Annotated in this window: 23 protein-coding genes; 10 read left to right on the forward strand and 13 right to left on the reverse strand. The window is 74.7% G+C overall.

Annotated elements, in window-relative coordinates; genetic code table 11:
- Nucleotides 1-128: 128 nt before the first annotated feature.
- Nucleotides 129-788, reverse strand: coding sequence for a hypothetical protein (locus tag AB0O09_RS05150; RefSeq protein ID WP_363540263.1), 660 nt, complete (start codon nt 786-788; stop codon nt 129-131).
- An 81-nt stretch (nt 789-869) separates the two neighbouring features.
- On the reverse strand, nt 870-2882 hold the full coding sequence (locus tag AB0O09_RS05155) for an RICIN domain-containing protein (RefSeq protein ID WP_363540264.1): 2013 nt from the start codon (nt 2880-2882) through the stop codon (nt 870-872).
- A 531-nt stretch (nt 2883-3413) separates the two neighbouring features.
- Between AB0O09_RS05155 and AB0O09_RS05160 the strand changes: the two genes are divergently transcribed.
- Both AB0O09_RS05160 and AB0O09_RS05165 read left to right on the forward strand, forming a co-directional pair.
- Nucleotides 3414-3827, forward strand: a complete 414-nt coding sequence (locus AB0O09_RS05160; RefSeq protein WP_363540265.1) for a DUF4184 family protein — start codon at nt 3414-3416, stop codon at nt 3825-3827.
- A 7-nt stretch (nt 3828-3834) separates the two neighbouring features.
- A complete protein-coding gene (locus AB0O09_RS05165; protein ID WP_344623094.1) occupies nt 3835-4350 on the forward strand; it encodes a DinB family protein in 516 nt (171 codons plus the stop codon).
- Nucleotides 4351-4376: 26 nt separating this feature from the next.
- On the opposite strand, the gene AB0O09_RS05170 is transcribed toward AB0O09_RS05165, so the two are convergent.
- Together AB0O09_RS05170 and AB0O09_RS05175 are read right to left on the reverse strand one after the other, a co-directional pair.
- Nucleotides 4377-4970 carry a dihydrofolate reductase family protein gene (locus tag AB0O09_RS05170; RefSeq protein ID WP_344623095.1) on the reverse strand — a complete coding sequence of 198 codons (594 nt, stop codon included), beginning with the start codon at nt 4968-4970 and terminating at the stop codon, nt 4377-4379.
- 120 nt (nt 4971-5090) lie between these two features.
- Complete coding sequence (locus AB0O09_RS05175; RefSeq protein ID WP_030262099.1) at nt 5091-5459, reverse strand: helix-turn-helix domain-containing protein; 369 nt, start codon at nt 5457-5459, stop codon at nt 5091-5093.
- An 85-nt stretch (nt 5460-5544) separates the two neighbouring features.
- On the opposite strand from AB0O09_RS05175, the gene AB0O09_RS05180 reads away from it, so the two are divergent.
- Both AB0O09_RS05180 and AB0O09_RS05185 read left to right on the forward strand, forming a co-directional pair.
- A complete protein-coding gene (locus AB0O09_RS05180; RefSeq protein ID WP_363540266.1) occupies nt 5545-6756 on the forward strand; it encodes a pyridoxal phosphate-dependent aminotransferase in 1212 nt (403 codons plus the stop codon).
- A 111-nt stretch (nt 6757-6867) separates the two neighbouring features.
- On the forward strand, nt 6868-7350 hold the full coding sequence (locus AB0O09_RS05185; RefSeq protein ID WP_363540267.1) for a peroxiredoxin: 483 nt from the start codon (nt 6868-6870) through the stop codon (nt 7348-7350).
- 54 nt (nt 7351-7404) lie between these two features.
- Here the strand turns inward: AB0O09_RS05185 and AB0O09_RS05190 are convergent, their stop codons facing one another.
- From AB0O09_RS05190 to AB0O09_RS05200, 3 genes are all read right to left on the reverse strand, one after another.
- Entirely contained in the window at nt 7405-9018 is a 1614-nt protein-coding gene (locus AB0O09_RS05190) for a metallophosphoesterase family protein (RefSeq protein WP_363540268.1), read from the reverse strand.
- Between the two features lie 132 nt (nt 9019-9150).
- On the reverse strand, nt 9151-11481 hold the full coding sequence (locus AB0O09_RS05195; RefSeq protein WP_363540409.1) for a glycoside hydrolase N-terminal domain-containing protein: 2331 nt from the start codon (nt 11479-11481) through the stop codon (nt 9151-9153).
- Nucleotides 11376-12599, reverse strand: coding sequence for a beta-galactosidase trimerization domain-containing protein (locus AB0O09_RS05200; RefSeq protein ID WP_363540269.1), 1224 nt, complete (start codon nt 12597-12599; stop codon nt 11376-11378). The genes AB0O09_RS05195 and AB0O09_RS05200 overlap by 106 nt, the downstream gene beginning before the upstream one ends.
- Between AB0O09_RS05200 and AB0O09_RS05205 the strand changes: the two genes are divergently transcribed.
- From AB0O09_RS05205 to AB0O09_RS05215, 3 genes are all read left to right on the forward strand, one after another.
- A complete protein-coding gene (locus tag AB0O09_RS05205; protein ID WP_363540270.1) occupies nt 12562-12801 on the forward strand; it encodes a carbohydrate-binding protein in 240 nt (79 codons plus the stop codon). The two genes, AB0O09_RS05200 and AB0O09_RS05205, sit on opposite strands and share 38 nt — an antisense overlap.
- Before the next feature lie 132 nt (nt 12802-12933).
- The gene (locus AB0O09_RS05210) at nt 12934-13596 is read left to right on the forward strand and encodes a ThuA domain-containing protein (RefSeq protein ID WP_363540271.1); all 663 of its coding nucleotides are present in this window, start codon (nt 12934-12936) and stop codon (nt 13594-13596) included.
- Between the two features lie 76 nt (nt 13597-13672).
- Nucleotides 13673-14146 carry a DNA starvation/stationary phase protection protein gene (locus tag AB0O09_RS05215; protein ID WP_363540272.1) on the forward strand — a complete coding sequence of 158 codons (474 nt, stop codon included), beginning with the start codon at nt 13673-13675 and terminating at the stop codon, nt 14144-14146.
- Between the two features lie 43 nt (nt 14147-14189).
- On the opposite strand, the gene AB0O09_RS05220 is transcribed toward AB0O09_RS05215, so the two are convergent.
- Complete coding sequence (locus AB0O09_RS05220) at nt 14190-14957, reverse strand: aminotransferase class IV (protein WP_363540273.1); 768 nt, start codon at nt 14955-14957, stop codon at nt 14190-14192.
- An 84-nt stretch (nt 14958-15041) separates the two neighbouring features.
- Here AB0O09_RS05220 and AB0O09_RS05225 point away from each other — a divergent pair, with 84 nt between their 5' ends.
- Nucleotides 15042-15527 (forward strand): hypothetical protein, encoded by a 486-nt coding sequence (locus AB0O09_RS05225; protein ID WP_363540410.1) that lies wholly within the window; start codon nt 15042-15044, stop codon nt 15525-15527.
- Between the two features lie 3 nt (nt 15528-15530).
- Here AB0O09_RS05225 and AB0O09_RS05230 read toward each other — a convergent pair whose 3' ends face one another.
- On the reverse strand, nt 15531-15935 hold the full coding sequence (locus tag AB0O09_RS05230) for a (2Fe-2S) ferredoxin domain-containing protein (protein WP_363540274.1): 405 nt from the start codon (nt 15933-15935) through the stop codon (nt 15531-15533).
- 242 nt (nt 15936-16177) lie between these two features.
- On the opposite strand from AB0O09_RS05230, the gene AB0O09_RS05235 reads away from it, so the two are divergent.
- Nucleotides 16178-16612 (forward strand): CBS domain-containing protein, encoded by a 435-nt coding sequence (locus tag AB0O09_RS05235; RefSeq protein ID WP_363540275.1) that lies wholly within the window; start codon nt 16178-16180, stop codon nt 16610-16612.
- A 57-nt stretch (nt 16613-16669) separates the two neighbouring features.
- Here AB0O09_RS05235 and AB0O09_RS05240 read toward each other — a convergent pair whose 3' ends face one another.
- A complete protein-coding gene (locus AB0O09_RS05240) occupies nt 16670-18325 on the reverse strand; it encodes an FAD-binding dehydrogenase (RefSeq protein WP_363540276.1) in 1656 nt (551 codons plus the stop codon).
- Nucleotides 18326-18616: 291 nt separating this feature from the next.
- On the opposite strand from AB0O09_RS05240, the gene AB0O09_RS05245 reads away from it, so the two are divergent.
- Nucleotides 18617-19543, forward strand: coding sequence for an SGNH/GDSL hydrolase family protein (locus tag AB0O09_RS05245; protein WP_363540277.1), 927 nt, complete (start codon nt 18617-18619; stop codon nt 19541-19543).
- A gap of 35 nt (nt 19544-19578) precedes the next feature.
- Here AB0O09_RS05245 and AB0O09_RS05250 read toward each other — a convergent pair whose 3' ends face one another.
- The 3 genes from AB0O09_RS05250 to AB0O09_RS05260 are packed head-to-tail and all read right to left on the reverse strand — an operon-like array spanning nt 19579 to nt 22264.
- Nucleotides 19579-20514, reverse strand: a complete 936-nt coding sequence (locus AB0O09_RS05250) for a nucleotidyl transferase AbiEii/AbiGii toxin family protein (protein ID WP_363540278.1) — start codon at nt 20512-20514, stop codon at nt 19579-19581.
- A gap of 9 nt (nt 20515-20523) precedes the next feature.
- On the reverse strand, nt 20524-21315 hold the full coding sequence (locus tag AB0O09_RS05255; protein ID WP_363540279.1) for a WYL domain-containing protein: 792 nt from the start codon (nt 21313-21315) through the stop codon (nt 20524-20526).
- 16 nt (nt 21316-21331) lie between these two features.
- Nucleotides 21332-22264: an alpha/beta hydrolase gene (locus tag AB0O09_RS05260; RefSeq protein ID WP_363540280.1), complete on the reverse strand. Its 933-nt coding sequence runs from the start codon at nt 22262-22264 to the stop codon at nt 21332-21334.
- Nucleotides 22265-22427 lie beyond the last annotated feature (163 nt).

The following is a 22427-nucleotide window of genomic DNA, read 5'->3' on the forward strand; positions in this document are numbered from 1 at the left end:
TCCGAAGGTCCGGGCCGGGCCGGCGGGTCGCCGGCGGCCCGGACTCGTGGGCCGGATGCGCCCGGGTCGGGGCACGCCTGACGGGACGGGCCCGGTGCGGGCGCACGGAGGATGGGGACGGCGCTCCGTCAGGAACGGGCGGAGCGCCGGAGGATGTGGACGGCGGCCGCGACGGCGCCCCCGGCCAGCACGGCGGTGCCGAGGCCGGCGAGCGCGAGCAGCCAGGCGGGCCGGTCCCGGTCGTCGTCGGGCGCGGCGGTGGCCGGTGCCGGACTGCCGGAGGGCGCGGGGCCGCCGGACGGGGCCGCCGTTCCCGCCGGGACGGGGTCGGCGACGGTGCCCGGCGAGGGGGTCGCGGTGGTGGGGCCCTGGGTGGCGGCGGTCGGTCCGGCCGACGGGGCGGAGCCCGGCGGGTCGGTCACCGGCACGTCCAGGGTTCCCTGGTAGCGGCCGAGTCCGGGGAAGGCGGTCTCGGCGGTGACGGTCCAGTGGCCGGGCGGCAGCACCTCGGCCGTGGTGAGGACGCCGGGCCGGCCGGGTACCGCCACCAGCCGCCAGGGGCCGAGGGCGGTGCCGTCCGGGGCGGTCGCGGAGAAGGTGCCCGCGATCCGTTCCTCGACCGGGTCGCGGTCGTTCTCCCACAGGGCGGTGGCCTGCGGGTGACCGCCGGTGCTGCCGGTGACGGTGAGGGCGATGGTGTCGCCGTGGGCGTGGGCGGTCGCGGCCGGGCCGAGGACGAGGAGGCCGGCGAGGACGGCCGAGGCCGCCGCGGAACGTCGGTCGGGCATGGGCGTGCGCTCCTGGGCAGTGGGTGGTGCGGTGGGGGCCCGCCCGCGTGGCCGGCGGGCCCCCGGTGGCTCGGCGGGGCGTCAGGACGCCTTCTGGACCGTCCAGGTGTGGTAGCCGGAGCCGTTCGGGTCCTGGAGTTCCATCAGCCAGGCGCCGTAGTAGGGGCGGCCGGAGATGCCGAGGACGAGCGAGCTGCCCCGGGCGGTGACGGTGACGCCGCCGCCGGCGGTCGCGATCCGCCACTGCTGGGCGGCCGAGGAGCCGTTGCAGGGCTGCTGGTACACCCACTGGCCGGCGCCGGCGGCGCCGCCGAGCTGCAGGCACTTGCCGGAGACCGCGGAGCGGATCCGGGAGTAGCCGCTGCCGGCGTCGTCGAAGTACCAGCGCTGGCCGGTGTACCCGTTGGGCTGGGAGGCGACCAGCACGGTGCCGTCGGCCGACTTGCCGCCCCAGATCTCGGCGGCCAGCCCGCTGGCGCCGTTCACCAGGGTGTAGGCGGCGCTGGGCGTGGTGGTGCTGCCGGCCTTCGGGGTGTGGAAGGTGACGGTGCGGCCCGGCGCGGAGTCCTTGCCGGAGCGGTCGCGGAAGGCCACCGCGACGCTGTAGTCGGTGTCGGGGCGCAGGTTGTAGATGCGCACCGAGTTCTGCTGCACCCAGGTGAGGAAGTCGCCGTTCAGCCGGACCTGGTACCAGTCGGCGCCGTTGACGGCGGGCCAGTTGAGCACCGCGGAGTCGGAGGCGAGGCTGCCGACGGTCGGCACGGGGCCGGTGGTGCCGGTCGGCCCGGTCGGGCTCGGCTTGGGCGACGGGGTCGGCGAGGAGGTCGGCGACGGGTTGGGGTTGGGGTTGGGGTTGGTGCTTCCGCCGCCGGTCATCAGGAACTGGTTGTTCGCGATGTTCCAGTGGGTGGCGAGGTAACTGCCGGCCTTGGGGCTGGTGTTGTAGTAGTCGTCGTGGTTGCAGTCGAGGCGCTCGTCGTGGCCGCGCTCGGGGCAGACCGTCCGCATCGCCGGGTAGTACGGCGAGTCGGAGTAGCACATGACGTCCCACTCGTCGGTGCAGTGCGCACCACGGCTGGTGTTGGGCGCGCTGTTGTTCACCGCGCCGAGGTTGTGGCCGAGTTCGTGCGCGGCGGTGGAGCCGCTCCAGCAGCCGGAGTCGGTACGGCCGTACGAGGGGCCGAAGTTGGACAGGTTGTCCTGGCCGGGGCGCTCGTCGCCGTTGAAGGTGCCGATGCCGCAGTACACGTTGGCGTCCGCGAAGACCATGTACTTGCGGTCCTTGCGGTTGAAGCCCTTCTGCGCGAGGGCGTTGTTCATCGCGCTGAACTCGGCGAGGGCCGAGTCGGGCAGCTCGACGTTGAGCACCGAGGGGGTGCAGTCCGCGGCGGTGACGTAGCGGATGTGCCGGACTCCGCCGGTCTCCTGGGCGCTGGCGTAGTAGATGGTGTCCGCGTCGGCGGCCCACTTGCGGAAGGACGCGGCGTACTGCGCGTAGCGGTCCTTGCCGGGTCCGTGGGCGTACACCACCTGGATGCGGTTGCCGGTGCTGCCGTCGCCGTCGCACTGGACGGTCTGGTCGGCCGGGCCGGCGGCCGCGGTGCGGGCGGGCTTGGCGGTCGCGCTCGGCGCCGGGGCGGCCGCGGCGGTCCGGGCGGCCGTGGCGTCGACGGCCGCCTCCGTGCCGGCCGTCGGCGCCTGTGCGGCCTGGCCCGCGGGGGCGGCGCTGCCGGGTGCGGCGGCGGGCTCCTCGGCCTTCACCGCCGGCGGTGTGTCCTTCTTGACGTCCACGCCCTTGGGGGGCGCGTCCGGCCCGTGGGTGCAGTTGCCCTCGGCGGTCCGCAGGACGCCGACGCACTTGTCGCCCTTGGGTGCCGCTTTGAGGCCGGTGTACACCAGACCGCGCGGCGGGTCGTTGCTCGGTATCGAGACCACCGGTTCCGGGGCCTTGTCGTGCGCGGGTTCGGCGGCCGGCGCGGACCCGTCGGCGGACACGCCGGCCGCAGCCGTCGTCCGCTCCTCGGTGAAGACGCCGCCCATCGCGGCGCTGCCCACGAAGACCCCCGTTGCGGCCACGACGGCGGCGACCAGCATGACGCGGCCGCCCTTCCGCCGGTTGACCGCTCTTCTACGACCGGACAAAACCAGACCTCATTCCTTGGAGGGGTTGAGTGCCGGGAATCCTGCCAGAACGTTCGATCGACTTGGATGCACGTGTTCTACGCGCGAAGAAGTACGGGCTTCAACGACTCCACAATTCATCCGGATGGACCGTCAATTCCATTGCAAAGAAGTGGAGTTGCCCAACGCTCGGAGCATTGGTCTAGACCGATACGCCATCGGATCCGTATGCGACGTAATGCAAACGTTATGTTTCGTGATCTGTCGTTAGACGGCCCGTCAAATAGTGAAATTGCACAGAGTAGGTGCAATATCACTCTGCATCATGGCGAGAAGATTCCATTTGGAGATGTCCCAGCCGCACTTATGGGGCCGAGGTGACGGTCCGTCATCACCTCGGCGCGGGGCGGACACGACGGGCACACCCGGCGTTCGGGCTCGGGGCGGTGACCCACGTCCGGTGGGGCGTGCCGACCGTGGACGTGGCGGTAGCCGCCGTGCGCGGTGCGACGGGCCGGCCGGTTCGCCGTCTCGGCGGCCCTCGGCGCGGCCGCCCACGTCGGCCGGGACGGCTTCACCCACCCGGGCCGCTTCGGTGCCCGGCTGCTCCCGGTGCTGGACCGCACCGCGGTCGCGGGCCGGCCGCTCCACGCGGTGCTGCAGTACGGGACGTCCGCCGTGGCGCCGGCCGTCCCCGCACGGTGGCTGCTGCGCGAGTCCCGGCGCCGGAGCACACCCGCCGCGGCGGGCGGTCCGCTCCCCGGGCCGGTGCCCGCGCCGGGCCCCCGGGCTCGGTGGGCGGTGTACGGGTGGATCACGCCGGCGGCCGCGGTGGGCACGGCGCTGCTCGGCCACGGCGCCCTCCGGCGGCTGACGGCGGGAAAGGCACTGGCGCGGCGCTTCGGCCGGGCGGCATGATCGCGCCATGACCTGGACCGCACCCGACACCAAGCGCACCGGCGGCTCCCTCGTGGCCGGCGAGCGCGAGATGCTGACCGGCTACCTCGCCTGGCAGCGCGACACCTTCCTGTTCAAGTGCCAGGGCCTGACGGGCGAACAGCTCGCGCTGCGCCCGCTGCCGGAGTCGAACCTCTCGCTGCTGGGCCTGATCCGCCACCTGGCGAAGGTCGAGCGGACGTGGTTCCGCGAGCGCTTCGCCGGCCTGCCGGTGCCGCGGCTGTACTCCGAGAGCCCGAACAAGGACGCCGACTTCGACGAGCTGGACCCGGCGCGGGCCGAGGAGGACTACGCCCGGCTGCTGGAGGAGCGCCGGCTCGCCGACGAGGTCCTGGCCGGCGCCTCGTTGGACGACACCTTCGTGCTGGACGGCGAGGAGTACTCGCTGCGCCTGGTCCTCTTCCACCTGGTGTCCGAGTACGCCCGCCACAACGGCCACGCCGACCTGCTGCGCGAGCACACCGACGGCGTCACCGGCGGCTGACCGGGCCGGCGGCCGGGCCCGGGCGGTCAGTCGCGGCGGACCCGGAAGCGCAGGTGGCACACCCGGTCGCCCTGGACGATCTCCGGGTCCTCCAGCACCAGCGGTGAGCCGTGGTAGCCGCCGAAGTAGTGCACGCCGGCGCCGAACACCACCGGGACGAGGTCGACCAGGACCTCGTCCACCAGGCCCGCCGCGAAGGCCTGGCCGCCGACGTCGCCCGGGGTGACGGCGACGTCCCCGTCCCCGGCGTACTGCTTGGCGAGGGCGACCGCCTCGGCCGGGCCGCCGGTGACGAAGGTGAACGGTGCGTCGGGGAAGTCCCACTCGTCCGGCGGGCGGTGGGTGACCACGAAGACGGCCTCGCCGACCGGCGGCCTGCCGTCCCAGCCGTTGGTGATGTCGAACAGACGGCGGCCGATCACCGTCGCGCGGACGGTGGACCAGGCCGAGCGCAGGTACTCCGCGCTGGCGGCCGAGACCCGGAACACCCGGTCCGGGTCGGCGCCGGTGACCTCCACGTCCCCGTTGGAGTACCAGTCGAACAGTGCCCCGACCTGGTCGGAGTGGTCCGCGATGAATCCGTCCAGGGACATCGAGGCCTGTGTGATCACCCGTGCCATGTGCGCCTCCCGCCGCCCACCGTAGGGGCGGGCGGCCGGGGCGGGCGCGGGACACACCGCGGCGGCCGGCCGCTCACCCGGAGCGGTCAGGCCGGCTGCAGGACCGGGGCCGGGGGGGCGTCAGCCGACCGCGGTGTACCAGTGCTCGCGGACGGCGTCGGTGGGCCGGGGCTCGCCGAGGTCGGGGCCGCCCCAGACGGCGAGCGCCTCCAGGACGGGGCGCAGCTCCTGGCCCCGGGCGGTGAGTTCGTACACCGAGGCGTTGGCGGGGCGTTCCAGCCGGCGGCGTTCGACCAGTCCTTCGCCCTCCAGCTGCTTGAGCCGGGCGGCGAGGATGTCGGTGGAGACGCCGGGCAGGTCGGCGTGCAGGTCGGTGTAGCGGCGGGGCCCGCCGAGGAGTTCACGGACGATCAGGAGGCTCCAGCGCTCCCCCACCGCGTCCAGGGCGCGGGCGACGGCGCAGTACTGGTCGTAGCTTCGGCGTGGCATGGGGATCAGCATAGCCAAAAGGTTGGACTTTCCAAGTGGTTACTTGGTAGAACAAAGCAACCAGAGGTGAGGTCGGGAGGCCGCAGTGGAGTTTCGGCAGTCCAGCAAGCTCAAGGACGTGTGCTACGAGATCCGTGGCCCGGTGGTCGACCAGGCGAACGCCCTGGAGGAGGCCGGGCACAGCGTCCTGCGGCTGAACACCGGCAACCCCGCGCCGTTCGGCTTCGAGGCACCGCCGGAGATCCTCCAGGACATCATCCGCAACCTGCCGAACGCCCACGGCTACAGCGACTCGCGCGGCATCCTGCCGGCCCGCCGCGCGGTGGTGCAGTACTACCAGCAGCGCGGCGTCACCGGCATGACGGTCGACGACGTCTACCTCGGCAACGGCGCCTCCGAGCTGATCCAGATGGCCGTGCAGGCACTGGTGGACGACGGCGACGAGGTGCTCGTCCCGATGCCGGACTACCCGCTGTGGACGGCGGTGGTGCGGTTCGCCGGCGGCCGGGCGGTGCACTACCTCTGCGACGAGCGGGCCGACTGGTTCCCCGACCTCGACGACATCGCCTCGAAGATCACCGACCGCACCCGGGCGATCGTCGTCATCAACCCCAACAACCCGACCGGCGCCGTCTACTCGAAGGAGCTGCTGGAGGGCATCCTCGACCTCGCCCGCCGGCACGGCCTGATGGTGCTGGCCGACGAGATCTACGACAAGATCCTCTACGACGGCACCGAGCACCACTGCCTGGCCGCGCTCGCCGACGACGTCCTCACCCTCACCTTCAACGGCCTGTCCAAGGCGTACCGGGTGGCCGGCTTCCGCAGCGGCTGGCTGGCGGTGTCCGGCCCCAAGCAGCGGGCCGCGGACTACCTGGAGGGCCTGACCATGCTGGCCGGCATGCGGCTGTGCCCGAACGTGCCGGCGCAGTACGCGGTGCAGGCGGCGCTCGGCGGCCACCAGTCGATCAACGACCTCACCCTGCCGAACGGCCGGCTCACCGAGCAGCGCGACGTCGCCCACCGGGCGCTGAACGAGATCCCGGGCGTCAGCTGCGTCAAGCCGAAGGGCGCGCTGTACGCCTTCGCGCGGCTGGACCCCGAGGTCCACAGGATCGTCGACGACGAGCGGTTCGTGCTGGACCTGCTGCTCCGGGAGAAGATCCACGTCGTCCAGGGCACCGGCTTCAACTGGCCGCGCCCGGACCACTTCCGCTTCGTCACCCTGCCGCGCGCCGACGACCTGGAGACGGCGATCAGCCGGATCGGCCGCTTCCTGGCCACCTACAAGCAGTGACCGCGGGCCCACCACCCGGCGGGGTGCATGACACCCGCCGGGCGGCCGGGCTAGCATCGGGCCGGAAGAAGACAGACAGGTCTGTCTATCTGATGCCCGGAGGGGACGTCCATGCCCAAGCCGCCCGAGGCCGGAACCCAGGCCCCCGACTTCGCCCTGCCCGGCCTGCTGCTCGCCGGGGACACCGCGCAGCGCCAGGAGTACCGGCTCTCCGACGCCAAGGGCGGCGGCCCGCTGGTGCTGGTCTTCTACCCCGGCGACGACACGCCCGTCTGCACCAAGCAGCTCTGCGAGTACACCTCCGGCCTGGAGCGCTTCACCGGGCTCGGCGCCACCGTCTGGGGCGTCAGCCCGCAGGGCCTCGACAGCCACGAGCAGTTCGCCCGCCGGCACCGGATCGCCTTCCCGCTGCTCGCCGACACCGACCGCACGGTTGCGAAGGCGTACGGCATCGCGGTGCCCGGACTCGGCCTGCGCCGCTCGGTGTTCATCCTGGACGGCGACCTCACCGTCCGCTGGAAGCACGTCGCCCTGGCCGGCCTGACCTTCCGCCACAGCGACGAACTCGCCGCCGAGCTCGCCCGGTTGGGCTGAACGACGGCGCCGGGCCCGCCTCCCCGACCGGGGGCGGGCCCGGCGCGTCCGGCCTCAGTGCGCCGTGCACTCGCCCGCGCGGCGGGCGATCGTGTAGTGGTCGACCTGCGTGCCGTCCTCGGCGAGGGCGGTGACCTTCATGGTGGCGGTGCGGCCCTTGTGCGCCGGGGCGACGTCCACCCGCACGAAGGAGTAGCCGGTGTAGCGCACCCGGGACCACTCCACCGTCTCCGGCACCTTCACCCCGCCCTTGCCGAAGTGGAAGGTGTCCACCGAGTCCACCCGCTTCTCGTGGCCCTCGTAGGTGTCCGGCGCGTCGAAGGAGTACAGGCTGCGGCCGGCCGCGCCCGCCGTCACGTACACCACGCCGTCCTCGGCCGGCTCGACGGTGCCGCCGCTCGGCACCGCCTTCGCCACCTTGTTGCCGAGGATCGCGTCGGTGCGCTCGTACACGTGGTTGTGGCCGTTCACGACCAGGTCGACCCGGTACTTCTCGAAGAGCGGCACCCAGACCTCGCGGACCCCGCCCTCGGAGGCGTGCTGGTGGGTGGTGGAGAAGGCGCAGTGGTGGAAGAAGACCACCACGAAGTCGACGCCCTCGTCGGCCCGCAGCGAGCGCAGCGTCCGCTCCAGCCAGGCGGTCTGCCGGCCGGCGGTCAGGCCGAGGTTGGCCGGGATCTCGTAGGAGACGTCGTTGGCGTCCAGCGAGACCACGCCGACGTTGCCGTAGACGAAGGAGTACACGCCGGGCGCGGTGCGCGGGTCCGGGCCGTTGCCGGGCAGGAAGAACCGGGCGTCCTCGCCGCCGTAGCCGTGGTGCGAGTACCAGGCCTCCATGTCGTGGTTGCCGTAGGAGACCATCCACGGGACCTTCGCCGCGACCGTCTCGGTCTGCACCAGGAAGGCGTCCCAGGTGGTGGCCGAGTACACCGACTTGTCGGAGTCCTGGCCGGAGCCGGCCGGGTCGGCGTAGCAGATGTCGCCGGCGTGCAGGTGGAAGGCCGGCTTCTGGGCCAGGATCACGTGGTCGTTCCCCGCGGCGTGCGAGGAGACGCCCTGGTCGCCGAAGGCGGTGAAGGTGAACGGCTCGTACGGGCGGCCGCCGCGGCCGTGCCGGGCCGGCGCGGTGCGAAAGGTGGAGAGGGTGGAGATCGCCCGGCCCGAGGCCGGGTCGAAGCCCTGGTGGCCGACGCCGTAGTAGTACGTGGTGTCGGGCTGCAGGTGGTCCAGCGCGACGTGCAGGTAGTACTGGTCGACCGGGGTACCGGTCGGGGTGAGCGCCGGGGTGTGCAGGGCGCGCACCTCCGCCTCCACCTTGTGCGAGAGGTCCCACGGGTGGCGGCCGAAGCGCAGGAACGGCCGCTTCACCGGTGCCGGGACCTGCCAGGAGATCCGGAACTGGGTGTCCGGCCGCGGGCCGAAGGCGAGGTGGCGGCCCGTCGGCGCGACCAGCGCGCCGTCGACGCCGTCGGTGACGGAACCGCCGGCCGGCGCCGCCGACGCGGTGCCGCTGCCCAGCGCTCCGCCGACGGCCAGCAGACCCACCGTCACCGCCGAGGAGCGCAGCATCCTGCGCCGGGACAGCCTGCTGCGCAGGTACTCGTGCTGCTCGGCCGTGCTCATGCGGTCGGCGAGCCCCGCGGGCACGCCCATGTTCGGGATATCCATGCCCGGGAGGCTCCCAGCGGTGGTTGGCCCACGGAGGGACTCCTGGTGAACGGGCGCCGTCGCGCCAGTCTGCCGCCGAGCAAGAATCGGCCATCGGTTCGCAAAGTCCCCGGCCGATCGGTCGACGGTGCGTCAGAGCTCCACGGTGACGGTGCGCAGCCGGCCGGCCGCCAGCTCCAGCAGCTCGCCGCCCTCCTTGTGCAGCGGGGCGATCCGCAGCTCGACCGTGCAGGCCCGGTCGGCCCGCATCGCCAGGGTGACCTGCTCGGGCGACCAGGCCAGCTCCTCGACGACCGCCCCGAAGCGGGTGCGCGCCCCCGTGAGCCGACCGCTCGGCAGGGCGGCGGGCAGCGCGGGCAGCACGGTCAGGTGGGCCGGGCGGCCGGGGCGGGCCGGGCGGGAGCGCAGCAGCATCTCGGTGAGCACCCCGGGCAGGGCGTGCGCCACGTCCGCGTTGAAGACGTCCCGGTCCGGGTAGTGGCTGCTCATCAGGGAGCGGAAGAAGAAGCCGCGGACGAGCAGGTGGGCGAGCTGGCAGGTGAGCAGCCCGGCGTCGTCCAGCCGGGCGGCGGCCAGCGCCCGGTGCAGGTGGCCGTGGCCGGAGTGGTTCTCGTCGCCGCGCAGCAGCAGCGCGGTGCGGGCGGCCGCGGCGAGCTCCGGGGTGGTGTCCGGGGCGATCTCGCCGAGCGGCCAGACCGGGTAGAGGTGGCTGACGTGCCGGTGGTCGTAGCCGTCCCGGTGGCCGGGCCAGGCCCATTCGGCGAGCGCACCGTCCTCGTTGACGAGGTAGTCGGGCAGCCGGGCGGCCAGGGCCCGCCAGCCGGCGGTGCGGGCGGCGGGGGCGGCGCGGTGCCGGTCGGCGAGGTCGGCGGCGGCGGTGAGGGCGTGCCGGGCGGCGGCGATGTCCATGGTGGCGTTGACCGAGGCGGCGGCGGGCGTCGCCTCGCCGGTGGCCGGGTCGACGGGGTGGTTCTCGGGTGAGTAGGAGGGCACCACGGCGATCCGGCCGTCCGGGCCGGTGCGGGTGAGGAAGTCCTCGTAGAAGGCGGCGGTCTCCAGCAGGGCGGGCAGCAGCTCGCCGGTGAGGAAGGCGGTGTCCCCGGTGGTCTCGGCGTGCTCCAGCAGCGGGTGCAGCAGCCAGTCGGCGCCGGCCGTCCACAGGTGGTGCGCCCAGCTGTGGTTGAAGTGGTACTGCAGGCCGTTGGTGCCGTCGGTGTGCGCGGGGGCGACCGCGCCGCGGGTGCCGTAGAGCCGGCGGGCGTTGGTGCGCCAGTCCGGCAGCTGGTCGCGGACGAGGGCGGCGAGCGCCAGCGAGGCCTCGGGCAGGCCGGTCGCGGCGGCGCCGGCGAGCTGCAGGTTGAGGTTGGCGTTGGTGGTGAACGCGCCGCCCCAGGCGCTCCCCCAGTCGCCCGCCCACAGACCGCACAGCCGCGGCGGGCGCTCCCCTGAGGAGGCCAGCAGGTGGTACCGGCCGGCCGCGAACAGCGACTCCAGCAGCGCGGGTTGCAGCGTCGACGGGTCGGTCTCCTGGCGGGCCAGCAGCTCGGCGACGGGCAGCTCGCGGTCGGCGGCCGGGGCGTGCAGGTCGAGGGCGACCCGGTCGTAGGCCTCGGTGTGCAGGTCGAGGTGGCGCTGCAGCAGCAGCTCGTAGTCCTCGGACAGCGCGTACAGGCCGGTGTCCAGCCGGCCGAGGCAGCCGTCGGGTTCGGCGACCGGGCCGCGGGCGGTGCGGGTGAGCAGCAGCAACTGGCGGGCGCCGCTCACGTGCACCCGGGGGCCGTCGCAGCGGACGGTGCCGCCGGGGGCGAGCAGCCGGGTCGCGCCGCGGTAGCCGAGCCCGCTGTCGGGGTAGCGGACGCGCAGCCGCAGCAGGGCGGTGTCCCGCGGGGCGTCCGCCTCGGGCGCGGGGATCTCGGCGGGGCGGTAGACCGAGCGGACGGCGGCCCGCAGCTCCTCGGGCGCACCGGGCAGCCGGGTGTCGAGGCAGACCTCGGCCTCGACGGCGCCGCCGCTCGGTGCGGTCAGCAGGTGCACCACCACGTCGTCGGCGCGGGAGACGAAGGTCTCGCAGCGCCACCAGCCGTCCGCCTCGTGCCATTCGGCGGCGGCGACGCCGGTGCGCAGGTCCAGGGTGCGCCGGTAGCCGTCGGCCTCGGCGGCCGGGCGGCGGACGCGGACGGCGAAGCCGGGGTGGAAGGACTGCACGTACCGGGGCTCCCAGTCGCCGCCGAACGCGGCCACCGCCTCCGCCTGCCGGCCCGCCAGCAGCGCGTCCTGCACCTCGGCGAGCACGGGGGCGAGCAGCGGCGGCTCGGCGCCGCTCGCCGGGTCGGGGCGGACCAGGTCGTGGTGGGTGATCACCAGTTGCTCGTCCTCGGTGCGGCCGTGCACGAGGACGCCGTGCCGGCCGTTGCCGCCGAGGTAGGCGTCCTCCCAGCGGGCGGCGGGTGCGGTGTCGTGGATGCCGTGCGTGGGGGCGTCGGGCATGGCGGAGTCCTGTCGGTCACATGGGTCGCAACACCGCTGCGCCGTGGGGGGGCGAGCTGCAGGGCGGCGGTGTCGCGGGCGGTCAGCAGGTTCCGGTGAGGGCCGGACAGGGGGAGGTGCACCGGGGCGGCGGTGTGGTTGAGCACGAAGAGCAGTCCGCCGTGCCGGACGGCCTCCACTCCGTCGGGGAGGCCGGGCAGTTCGGGGTGCGCGCCGGCGGCGTCGGCGGCGCCGGCGAGCAGCCGCCGCAGGACGGCGGGGTCGGGCAGGGTGGCGAGGTGGTGGGCGCGGCCGTGCCGGGTGGCGGCGGGGGTGCCGTCGGCGAACGAGGCGATCACCTCGGTGCCTCCGGCGAGGCGCAGCTCCTCGCTCCACAGGTCCGCGGTACCGCCGCCGTCGAGGCCGGCGGGCGCGTCGAGCGGGCGCCGCTCGAGCGGGTGGACGCCGAGCAGGTCGCGCAGCCGTCCGTCCATGCCGCCGGGACGGATCGTGTCCTGGTCGTCGGCGACACCGGTGAAGAAGCCGGCGACCAGGGTACCGCCGCGGCGTGCGTGGGCGACCAGGTTCTCGACGGCCCGGTCGGAGGCGAGGTAGAGGTTGGGGACGACGACCAGCCGGTAGCGGGTGAGGTCGGCCTCCGGGTGGACGTAGTCGGCGGTGAGGTGGGCGTCCCAGAGGGCGCCGTGCCGGGCGAGGGCGAGCGGGGCGAGGTCGACCCGGTCGGAGGGGCGGCCGCGCTGCTCCAGCGCCCACCGGTTCGGCCAGTCGAAGACGACGGCCGCCTCCGCGCGCACCTCGGTGCCCACCACCTCGGCGAGCAGCGGGAGTTCGCGGCCGAGCGCGCGGACGGCCCGGTGCTGCGGGGTGTCCGTTCCGGCGTGCGGCAGCAGCGCGGAGTGGAACTTCTCGGCGCCCTGGCGGGAGGCCCGCCACTGGAAGAAGCAGAGGCCGTCGGCGCCTCGGGCGACGGCCTGCAGCGCCTCCAGGCGGAGCCGCTCGGCCGGCTTGGCCCGGTTGACGCCGCGCCCCGCCCCGGCCCGACTCGTCTTCCGCGCCGTGGACTTCGGCGACGGGGCGACCCGCGTCGAGCTCACCGCCGCCCGGGAGGGCGCCGGGCCGGCCGCCGTCGAGCTGCAGCTGGCCGGCTCGGTCACCCGGATCGAGGTGCCCGCCGCCGGCGGCCGGCACGCCTGGGCGACCGTCCGGGCCGACCTCGCCGCGCCCGCCAAGGGCGTCCACGAGCTGCGGATCGTGCTGCGCGGCGCGCTGCGGTCGGCCGAGGCCGCCTTCGGCTGAGCCGGGTGCCGGCCCCGGGGCGGTGGTTGCGGGGCCGGCACTTGGCGATCCGCGCACGGATCGCGCACGGAGGGTGCACGGACCGTCCGGGCCCTCCCCCGGCACGCACCCGCTGAGGCAGGATCAGCCCCCATGACCGCCAGGATTCTCATTCACACCCGCAACCTGCTCTTCCCGCACGAGTCCGTCGTCGACGGCGTGCGCGCGCTGCGCGAACTCGGCGCCGACCACGGCTTCGACGTGGACGTCACCGACGAGCCCTCGGAGTTCCGCCCGGGCTCGCTGCGCCGCTACGCCGCCGTGGTCTTCCTCTCCACCGGCGGCGACGTGCTGGACGAGCCGGGACGGGACGCCCTGCGGGCCCACCTCGGCGCCGGGAACGGCTGGATGGGCGTGCACTGCGCGGCCGGCACCGAGCTGGAGTGGCCCTGGTACGAGGGCCTGGTCGGGGCCCGCTTCCACAGCCACCCGCCGATCCAGACCGCCACCGTCCGCACCGTCGACAGCGGCCACCCGGCCACCTCCCACCTTCCGCCCAGCTGGACGTGGACCGACGAGTGGTACGACTTCCGCACCGACCCCCGGGAGCGCGGAGTGCGGGTGCTGCTCACCGTGGACGAGGACGGCTACGAGGGCGGGCTGATGGGCCCCGGCCACCCGATCGCCTGGTCCGGCGAGCACGACGGCGCCCCCACCTTCTACACCTCGATCGGCCACGCGCCGGAGGCCTACCGGGACGCGTGCTTCCGGGCGCACCTGCTGGGCGGTGTCCGGCATGCGCTCGGCGAGAAATGAGAGATGCCCGGTTTGACCGATTCCCAGTGAAAGGCTGGCGGGCGCCGGAGTCGGACGCGCCCGAGGAGCAGCCCCGATGTACGCCATCCATAGCCCGCTGCCCGACGCCGACCGCGCCACGGTCGGCGAGGCCCTGCAGGGCGCCCTGGTCGACCTGGTCGACCTCTCGCTGGTCGGCAAGCAGCCGCACTGGAACGTGGTGGGCCCGCGCTTCCGCTCCGTCCACCTGCAGCTGGACGAGATCGTCGCGCTCGCCCGGCAGCACGCGGACACGGTGGCGGAGCGGGCCGCCGCGATCGGCTTCCCGCCGGACGGCCGGGCGCGGACGGTCGCCGACAGCAGCGGCATCACCGCCCCCGCCTCGGGCCCGGTCCAGGACGACGACACGATGGCGGCCCTGGTCGCCGCCCTCGGCGCGGTGATCGCCCGGATGCGGCAGCGGATCACCGCCACCGCCGGCCCGGACCCGGTCAGCCAGGACATCCTGATCGGCCTCACCGCCGACCTGGAGAAGTACTCCTGGATGGCGCAGGCCGAACACACCGGCTGAGCCCGTTCCGCGGGGCCGCGCGGGGGTGCCCCGCGCGGCCCCGCTACAACCGTTCCCCCGGCACCGCCGCGTACGCCGCGCGCAGGGCCGCCACCACCGGGTGCGCCACCGCCAGGTCCGTCCCGTCCACCGCCGCCACCGGGCGCACCCCGACGGCGGCGTTGGTCGCGAAGGCGGCCTCGAAGCCCGCCGCGCCGGTGATCCGCCCGGCCCGCCACGGGTGGGCGGCCTGCAGCAGTTCCATGGTGGTGCCGCGCAGCTGATCGGCCGTCGGCCAGAACACCTCGCCGCCGCGGACGAAGCCGATGTTCCAGGTGCCGCCCTCGGAGACGGCCCCGGAGGCGTCGGTGAACAGGGCGTCGTCGTAGCCGGCCGCCTGCGCGGCCCGCCGCTCGCGCAGCGCCCCGAACAGGCCGACGCCCTTGACGTGCGGCGCGTCCCGCTCGTACCGGACGGTCCGCACCCGCAGCGGCGGCAGCCGGGCCGGCCCGGCCGGACGGGTCGTCACCAGGACGCGCGGGCTCGCCGCGGCGCCGATCCGGCCGAGGTCCAGCTCCGGGTCGAAGACGGTCACCCGCACCGTCGCGGCCCCGGCCGTCGGCGCCGCCCGGCGCGCGTACGCCCGGACGCGCTCCAGGTCGAGGTCGGTGCCGAACAGTTCGCGGCAGTCCCGCTCCAGCCGGGCGAGGTGCAGCCCGAGGCCCCTGACCAGGCCGTCCTCCACCAGCACGGTGGTGAAGTGCCCGTAGTTGGTGAGCGCCAGGGCCTGCAGCTGCGCGGCCGTGGCCGGCCGCCCGTCGAGTTCCGCCATGCGCCCAGCATGGCAGCAGCCGCCGCGGTAGCCTCGGCTCGGCCCGGCGGGTACGGGCCGGCGGCGGCGACCGGTGAGGACGACATGACGGCGATCGCGGTGACCGGGCACCTGGACCTCTCCGAGCGGACGGTACCGCTGGTTCGGGACGAACTGCGGACGCTGCTCGCCGCGCACCGCCCCGCCGGGCTGACCGGCCTGTCCTGCCTCGCGCCCGGGGCGGACTCGCTCTTCGCCGAGGAGGTGCTCGCCGCCGGCGGTCACCTGGTCGCCGTCCTGCCCTCACCCCGCTACCGCCGCTGGCTCGCCGAGCCGGACCGTGCCGCGTTCGACCGGCTGCTCGCGGCCGCCGCCGAGGCGGTCGTGCTGCCGTACCGGGAGCAGTCCGACGCCGCGTACCAGGCCGCCAACGCCGAACTGCTGCGCCGGGCCGACCTGGTGGTCGCGGTCTGGGACGGCCGGCCGGGGCGCGGCCTCGGCGGCACCGCCGACATGGTGGCCACCGCGCGGCGGGCCGGGGTGCCGGTCCGGGTGGTGTGGCCGGACGGGTCGGCCCGGGCGGCGGCCTGACGGTCAGCCGGGCAGGTTCTCCCGGATCCGCCGGGAGACGGTGAACTCCTGGAGGTCGAGGGTGCCCGGCGCGGGCACCAGGCCGGGGCCGCCGGCCCGCACCCACTCCACCACTTCGTCGATCATGTCGTCGGAGAGCACCCAGCCGAGCCAGACCGGCCGTCCGCCGGCCTGCCGTCCCTCGGCGGAGGGGCCCACCACGACGACGTTGGAGTGTCCGCAGGCGTCCAGGCAGTCCACCGCCCGGACCTTGCCCGCCTCGCCGATCCCTTCGCGGAGCCGGGCCAGCTGGCCCTGGTGGTCGACGCCGGGGTGCTTGGCCGTCGTGCCGCAGCAGCAGCCCCGGCAGACGGTGACGGTGACCGGCGCGGGCGCGGCGGGCGGCTGGCTGCGGGGACGACGGGCCATGGGTTCCCTCCCTGGTGCCCGCCGCCGCGCGCCGCCGAACGGGTGACGGCTCCGAGAACGGCGGACCGGTACGAACGGCACCGCCACGACGGTCGGCACCTGGGGAGATTCTGCCGCAGCGGGCCGCCGGCTCCGCGCGCGGCCCCGGGCGGTGATGCATATGGTGATCGCACCATCACGCTCCGCGTGCCGTCGCGGCCGCCACCGGCGGTCGACCCCGCGGACGACGAGAGGAAACCCCCGTGACCACTGCCAGTGACATCATGCACCGCGGCGCCCAGTGCATCGACGCCGACCAGACCCTGATGGCCGCCGCGAAGATGATGCGCGACATGGAGGTCGGCGCCCTGCCCATCTGCGGCCCGGACGGGATGCTCAAGGGCATCATCACCGACCGGGACATCGTGGTGAAGTGTCTGGCGGCCGGCAAGGACCCGTCGACCATGATGGCGATGGACCTGGCCGGCCACCTGCACTGCGTGAAGGCCTCCGACGACATGGAGGCGGTGCTCAAGAAGATGGAGCAGCACCAGATCCGCCGGATGCCGGTGATCGAGGACGGCCGGCTGGTCGGGATGATCAGCGAGGCCGACCTCGCGATGGGCCACCGCGAGGGCCAGCGACTGACCGACCGTCAGATCATCGAGTTCATGGACAGCATCTACGTGAGCCGCTGACGCCGCGACGCCCTCCGGGGCGCGGAGGACCGCAGGGTCCTCCGCGCCCCTCGGGCGTCACCCGGTCGCCTCCGCCGCGGCCCGGCCCGCCGCCCGGCCGGAGAAGAGGCAGCCGCCGAGGAAGGTGCCCTCCAGGGCGCGGTAGCCGTGCACGCCGCCGCCGCCGAAGCCGGCCGCTTCACCGGCCGCGTACAGGCCGTCGAGCACGGCGCCGTCGGCGCGCAGCACCCGCGAGGAGAGGTCGGTCTCCAGGCCGCCGAGCGACTTTCGGGTGAGGATGTTGAGCCGCACGGCGATCAGCGGGCCGGCCTTGGGGTCGAGCAGCCGGTGCGGGGTCGCGGTGCGGATCAGCTTGTCGCCGAGGTAGCGGCGGGCCCCGTGGACGGCGGTGACCTGGAGGTCCTTGGAGAACGGGTTGGCCATCTCGCGGTCCCGGGCCTCGACCTCGCGGCGCAGCTCGGCGGCGTCGATCGGCGCCCCGGGCGTCTTGGCGTTCATGCCGCGGACGAGTTCGTCGAGGGTGTCGGCGACGACGAAGTCGACGCCGTGCTGCTTGAACGCCTCGACCGGTCCGGTCGCGCCGGGCAGCGCCCGGCCCAGCACGCCCTTGACGGACTTCCCGGTGAGGTCGGGGTTCTGCTCGGAGCCGGAGAGGGCGAACTCCTTCTCGATGATCTTCTGGGTGAGGACGAACCAGGTGTGGTCGTACCCGGTGGTCATGATGTGTTCGAGGGTGCCGAGGGTGTCGAAGCCGGGGAAGAGCGGGACGGGCAGCCGGTGGCCGCGGGCGTCCAGCCAGAGCGAGGACGGGCCGGGCAGGATCCGGATGCCGTGCATCGGCCAGATCGGGTCCCAGTTCTCGATGCCCTCGGTGTAGTGCCACATCCGGTCGCCGTTGATCAGGTGGCCGCCGGCGTCCCCGGCGATGCCCAGCATCAGGCCGTCGACGTGGGCGGGCACCCCGGAGAGCATCCGCTCGGGCGGGGTGCCGAGGCGGGCGGGCCAGGCCTTGCGGACCAGGTCGTGGTTGCCGCCGATGCCGCCGGAGGCCACGATCACGGCCTGCGCCCGGAGTTCGAAGGATCCGGTGACCTCGCGGGAGCTGGACTCGCCGCGCTTGGCGGCGCTGGGTGCGAGGATCTCGCCGCTGACGGTGTCCAGGGTGCCGCCGGTCGCGGCGAGGGCGGTGACCCGGCGGCGGAAGCGGAAGTCGACCAGGCCCTTGCCGGCCGCGGCCTTGACCCGGCGGGCGAAGGGTTCGACCAGGCCGGGGCCGGTGCCCCAGGTGATGTGGAAGCGCGGCACCGAGTTGCCGGGGCCGGTGGCGGTGAGGCCGCCGCGCTCGGCCCAGCCGACCACCGGGAAGAACCGCACGCCGCGCTCGTGCAGCCAGGCGCGCTTCTCGCCGGCGGCGAAGTCGACGTAGGCCTCGGCCCAGCGGCGCGGCCAGGCGTCCTCGGGGCGGTCGAAGCCGGCGGTGCCGAGCCAGTCCTGCCAGGCGAGGTCGCGGGAGTCCCGGATGCGCATGCGGCGCTGCTCGGGCGAGTCGACCAGGAAGAGGCCGCCGAAGGACCAGTGGGCCTGGCCGCCGAGCGAGGCGGCGGGCTCCTGGTCGAGGAGGATCACCCTGCGGCCCGCCTCGGCCAGTTCGGCGGTGGCGACCAGGCCGGCGAGGCCCGCTCCGATCACGATCACGTCGGCGTCGAGTGCCATCCGGACGGTCCTCCAGGGCTGGGAGCGGCTTGTCGATCTCGGTGTGACCAGCATGGTGCGCCCCTGGCCGGGCGCAGGTCAACCGGCCGGTAACCCCGCTGCCGGAATTTCGCTCCACCGAGTAGTGGAAATGCCGAACGCTTCACCGTGGAGCGTAATTCGGGGCGCGATCCGACGGAATTTCAGGCGTGAATTGAGTGCCTAATATCTGGACAACTGCGTTAACGTGCCAGTAACTTACCGAGCAGTAACGCCCCCACCCCGCCCCGTTTCTCTTCCCCAGGAGGAACCGTGTTCAGCCGTGCCCTGAAGCGCTCGTCCGTCCTGGTCAGCGCCGTCCTCGCGACCGCCGCCGCAGGACTGCTCGGCGCCCCCGCCGCGAACGCCGCGGACGCGGGCGGCGACTACGTCGCCCTCGGAGACTCGTACGCGGCCGGCGCCGGCGTCCCCTCGCAGTACGCCGGGCTCTGCCTGCGGTCGAGCAAGAACTACGGCCACCTGGTCGCAGCCGAACTCGGCAGTGCCAGCTACCGCGACGCGACCTGCGGCGCCGCCAAGGTCTCCGACCTGACGGAGGCCCAGTACGACGCCTTCATCCGGGTCAACGACCCGCAGCTCGACTCCGTCTCGGCCGGCACCGACCTGGTCACCCTCGGCATCGGCGGCAACGAGCTCGGCACCTCCGACCTCGGCATCGGCGACGTCATCGCCACCTGCATGGCGGGTGCCGTGGTCAACCCCTTCGGCACCCCCTGCAAGGACGTCTACGCCCACGGCCACTGGGACTTCCGCACCTGGTCCTGGCAGTGGGGCGCGGACACCCTGGTCAACCGGATCGACGCGGCCGGCCCGCAGATCGCCGCCGCCCTGCAGAAGATCCACGCCAAGGCGCCGCACGCCAAGGTGCTGCTGGTCGGCTACCCGTCGGTGCTGCCCGACAACGAGCGCGACTGCATCGGCCGCCAGCCCATCACCACCGGCGACGTCGCCTACCTGCGCGGCGTCCTGCACCGGCTGAACGACGAGCTCGCCGCCACGGCCGCCGCCAACGGCGCCACCTACGTCGACACCCTCACCCCCACCCGCGGCCACGACGTCTGCTCCGACGACCGCTGGATCGAGGGCGCCCTGCCCGGCTCCCCCGCCGTGCCCTTCCACCCCAACGCCACCGGCGAGAAGGTGATGGCCCGGGCCGTCCTCGCAGCGCTCGGCAAGTAGCGGGACCGGCGAACGCCTGAGGGTGCCCGGCACCCTCAGGCGTTCGCCGCCAGGGCGCGCACCAGGCGGTCCAGCCACGCTTCCGGGGTGCCCGGGAAGCCCTGCCAGTCGACGCGGCAGTGCGGCAGGTCCGCGGGGCCGACCGGGTGCGGGGCGCGGCGCAGCACCCGGTGCAGCAGGCCGGCGCCGAGCGCGGTGGCCGGATGCTCGGCGAGCAGGACGGCGTCGTGGAGGTCCTTGCCGCGGGCGGCGCCGCCGCCGGTGCCCTCGGCGAGCAGCCACAGCAGCTTCCAGGCCAGCGAGAGCTCGCGGCTCGCGGTGGGCAGGACGGCGGGCGGGCCGCCGTCGGCGCGCGGCACCGCGGTGAACACCGGCGGCTCGGGCAGCGGTTCGTCCCACGCGCAGTCGATCCGCAGGGTGCCCGGCGGGAGCCCGGCGGCCGTCCACGGGATCGTCAGCCGCAGGCCGGTGGCGCCGCCGCCGTAGGGGGCGTAGTAGCCGCCGAGGCCCTCGTGCCGGGCGGCCCCGGCGTCGATCCGCAGGCCGGGCGCCGCCTCGGGGGCGTCGCGCAGCCGGTCGAGCAGATCGCCGTACGGCACGTCCTCCGGTTCGGTGTCGGGCAGCCAGTGCAGGCCCTCGGGCGGGAGTCGGACCCGCGGGCCGCGCGGCTCGGCGCCCTCCGGGTCCCAGAGTTCGGCGGCGCCCGCGCCGTGCGCGGTCTGCGGATCGCAGAGCACCGCGTCGGCGGTGTCGAGGTGCGGGTACGGGTCCAGCGGGTCGATCGGCACCGCGGGGACGGGTCGCAGCACGAAGTCGAGGTCGGCGGGCGGCCGGGCGCTCTCCGGGCACCAGGCGGCGAGGACGGCGCTGCCGCGCAGCACCAGGCCGTCGATCCACGGTGCGCCGGCGGCGGTCGCGAGCACGTGGTCGAGGACGGCCCGGTGGGCCTCGGCGGTCGTCCGGCTGGTCACGGCCGCACGCTAGCGGCCGGCACCGACAGCCGGACGGGCCGGACGGCCTGGGCGGACCGCCGGATCCGTTCCTTCGGACCGCCCCGACCGGCCGGCGAGTTCGGCCAGCACGGCGGGCCGTCCCGCGCCGGCGGCGGTCGAGCCGTGGAGCAGTCCGGCCAGGTCGCGGGGGTGAGCCCGTTCACCGGTCGGAGCCGCCGCGGAGATCCTGTCCAACCGGAAGCCGCGGCCGGCCCTGCGGATGCGGCACCAGGCGATCAGGTACCACCGACCCCCGGCCGTGAGCAGGCCGGCCGGTTCCACGACGCGGTCACTCTCCCGCCCTTCCGCGTCGGTGTAGGACAGCCGCAGCACCGTACCGTCGGCGAGTGCCTGCTCCACCGCGGTGCGGATCGCGGGGTCGCCGTGCCCGGGCAGGGCGACGACGCGGGCGGCGAACTCCCGCGCCGCGGCCGAGGCGGGACCGGTCATCGCGGCCGTGATCTTCTGGGCTGCGGTGCGGGCCGCACCCGCGTAGGGGGTGGCGGCGCCGACCGCGGCGAGCGCGGCGGTCAGCGCCGAGGCCTCCTCGGCGGTGAGGCGGATGGGCGGAAGCGTCGTCCCGGGGTCGACCGACCAGCCGCCGCCTCGTCCGGTCACGGCACGCACCGGGACGCCGGCCTCCATCAGGGTCTGGAGGTCGCGCTGCACCGTTCGCCCGCTGACCTCGAACCGCCCGGCGAGCACCGCGACCGTCAGGGGTCTCGGTGCCGCCGCACGCAACTCCTCGACCAGCGCGTACAGTCGGGCGGTTCGCTTCATGCCGTCGACGCTACCCTCACGCGGCGGCCAGGAAGTCCCGTTCCCGCCGCACCTCCCGCTCGGTGGCGGTCAGCGGGAAGAGGGTGAAGCCGTGCATCGCACCGGCGACGACGCCGAGGTGCGCGCGCCCGCCCGCCGCCCGCCACCGGGCGGCCAGGAACAGCGAGTCGTCGAGCAGCGGGTCCTCGGTACCGACGACGATCCGGGCGGGCGGCAGCCCGGTGAGGTCCGCGAACAGCGGCGAGATCTCCGGGCTGCGGCGCCCCTCCTCCCCCGCCCCGGGCGTGAACAGCTCGTAACTGCCCTGCAGGGAGTCGGTGTTGCTCAGCAGTCGGCGTGGGCCGAAGTTGCGCTGGCTCGGTGTCATCGACAGGTCGTAGACGCCGTAGCGCAGGTGGGCCGCGCGGAACGCTCCGGTGAGGCCGTGCCGGTCGCGCAGGCGCAGCAGCGTCAGCACGGCGAGGTGGGCGCCGGCCGACTCGCCGCCGATCAGCAGCCGTTCGGTGCCGAACTCGGACGCCGCGTGCTCCACCAGCCACGACGCTGCGGCTTCGCAGTCGTCGGGCCCGGCGGGGAAGGGGTGTTCGGGGGCGAGGCGGTAGTCGACGCTCACCACGGCCAGCCGGGCCTGCTCGGCGAGCCCCCACAGCCGCTCGTCCTGGCCGTCCGCGGAGCCGAACGCCCAGCCGCCCCCGTGGACGTGCAGGTAGACGCCGGTCACCTGCTCCGGGACGAAGACCCTCACCCGGACGCCGCCCGCGACGGTGCGGTCCCGGCCGTGCGCCAGCCTCACCGGCGGGGTGTCCCCGCCGAGCCGGTTGCGCCGCAGGTGGGCCAGTACGGCGGCGTCGGGTGCCCGTCCGCGGGCCGGGCGGCCCGCGGCGGCGGCCTCGAACTGCGCGTTGAACGCCAGGGTCTCGGAGAGGCAGTCCTCGTCTGTGATCGTCATGACCCCGACTGTGCCGGTTGCCCGCGACAGCGCCCTGTCACCCTTTTCCTGTGAACCGCGTCACGCCCGGGCCCTCTGACGGCGGAACGGGCGCGGGCGGCGGGCCGAGGGGAACGCCGGCGGGGCGCGGCCCGGGGAGGTCCCGGGCCGCGCCCCGCCGTTC

This window comes from Kitasatospora sp. NPDC093679, assembly GCF_040683455.1.
In the GTDB taxonomy this organism is placed as follows: domain Bacteria; phylum Actinomycetota; class Actinomycetes; order Streptomycetales; family Streptomycetaceae; genus Kitasatospora; species Kitasatospora arboriphila.

What these genes read in the sequence shown, in the direction of transcription:
- AB0O09_RS05175 (WP_030262099.1), bottom strand. Translation starts at nt 5,459, where the DNA reads ATGCCACGCCGAAGCTACGACCAGTACTGCGCCGTCGCCCGCGCCCTG.
- AB0O09_RS05165 (WP_344623094.1), top strand. Translation starts at nt 3,835, where the DNA reads ATGACCTGGACCGCACCCGACACCAAGCGCACCGGCGGCTCCCTCGTG.
- AB0O09_RS05255 (WP_363540279.1), bottom strand. Translation starts at nt 21,315, where the DNA reads ATGAAGCGAACCGCCCGACTGTACGCGCTGGTCGAGGAGTTGCGTGCG.
- AB0O09_RS05190 (WP_363540268.1), bottom strand. Translation starts at nt 9,018, where the DNA reads ATGGATATCCCGAACATGGGCGTGCCCGCGGGGCTCGCCGACCGCATG.
- AB0O09_RS05220 (WP_363540273.1), bottom strand. Translation starts at nt 14,957, where the DNA reads ATGGCGGAACTCGACGGGCGGCCGGCCACGGCCGCGCAGCTGCAGGCC.
- AB0O09_RS05185 (WP_363540267.1), top strand. Translation starts at nt 6,868, where the DNA reads ATGCCCAAGCCGCCCGAGGCCGGAACCCAGGCCCCCGACTTCGCCCTG.
- AB0O09_RS05240 (WP_363540276.1), bottom strand. Translation starts at nt 18,325, where the DNA reads ATGGCACTCGACGCCGACGTGATCGTGATCGGAGCGGGCCTCGCCGGC.
- AB0O09_RS05210 (WP_363540271.1), top strand. Translation starts at nt 12,934, where the DNA reads ATGACCGCCAGGATTCTCATTCACACCCGCAACCTGCTCTTCCCGCAC.
- AB0O09_RS05170 (WP_344623095.1), bottom strand. Translation starts at nt 4,970, where the DNA reads ATGGCACGGGTGATCACACAGGCCTCGATGTCCCTGGACGGATTCATC.
- AB0O09_RS05155 (WP_363540264.1), bottom strand. Translation starts at nt 2,882, where the DNA reads ATGCTGGTCGCCGCCGTCGTGGCCGCAACGGGGGTCTTCGTGGGCAGC.
- AB0O09_RS05215 (WP_363540272.1), top strand. Translation starts at nt 13,673, where the DNA reads ATGTACGCCATCCATAGCCCGCTGCCCGACGCCGACCGCGCCACGGTC.
- AB0O09_RS05150 (WP_363540263.1), bottom strand. Translation starts at nt 788, where the DNA reads ATGCCCGACCGACGTTCCGCGGCGGCCTCGGCCGTCCTCGCCGGCCTC.
- AB0O09_RS05225 (WP_363540410.1), top strand. Translation starts at nt 15,042, where the DNA reads ATGACGGCGATCGCGGTGACCGGGCACCTGGACCTCTCCGAGCGGACG.
- AB0O09_RS05230 (WP_363540274.1), bottom strand. Translation starts at nt 15,935, where the DNA reads ATGGCCCGTCGTCCCCGCAGCCAGCCGCCCGCCGCGCCCGCGCCGGTC.
- AB0O09_RS05260 (WP_363540280.1), bottom strand. Translation starts at nt 22,264, where the DNA reads ATGACGATCACAGACGAGGACTGCCTCTCCGAGACCCTGGCGTTCAAC.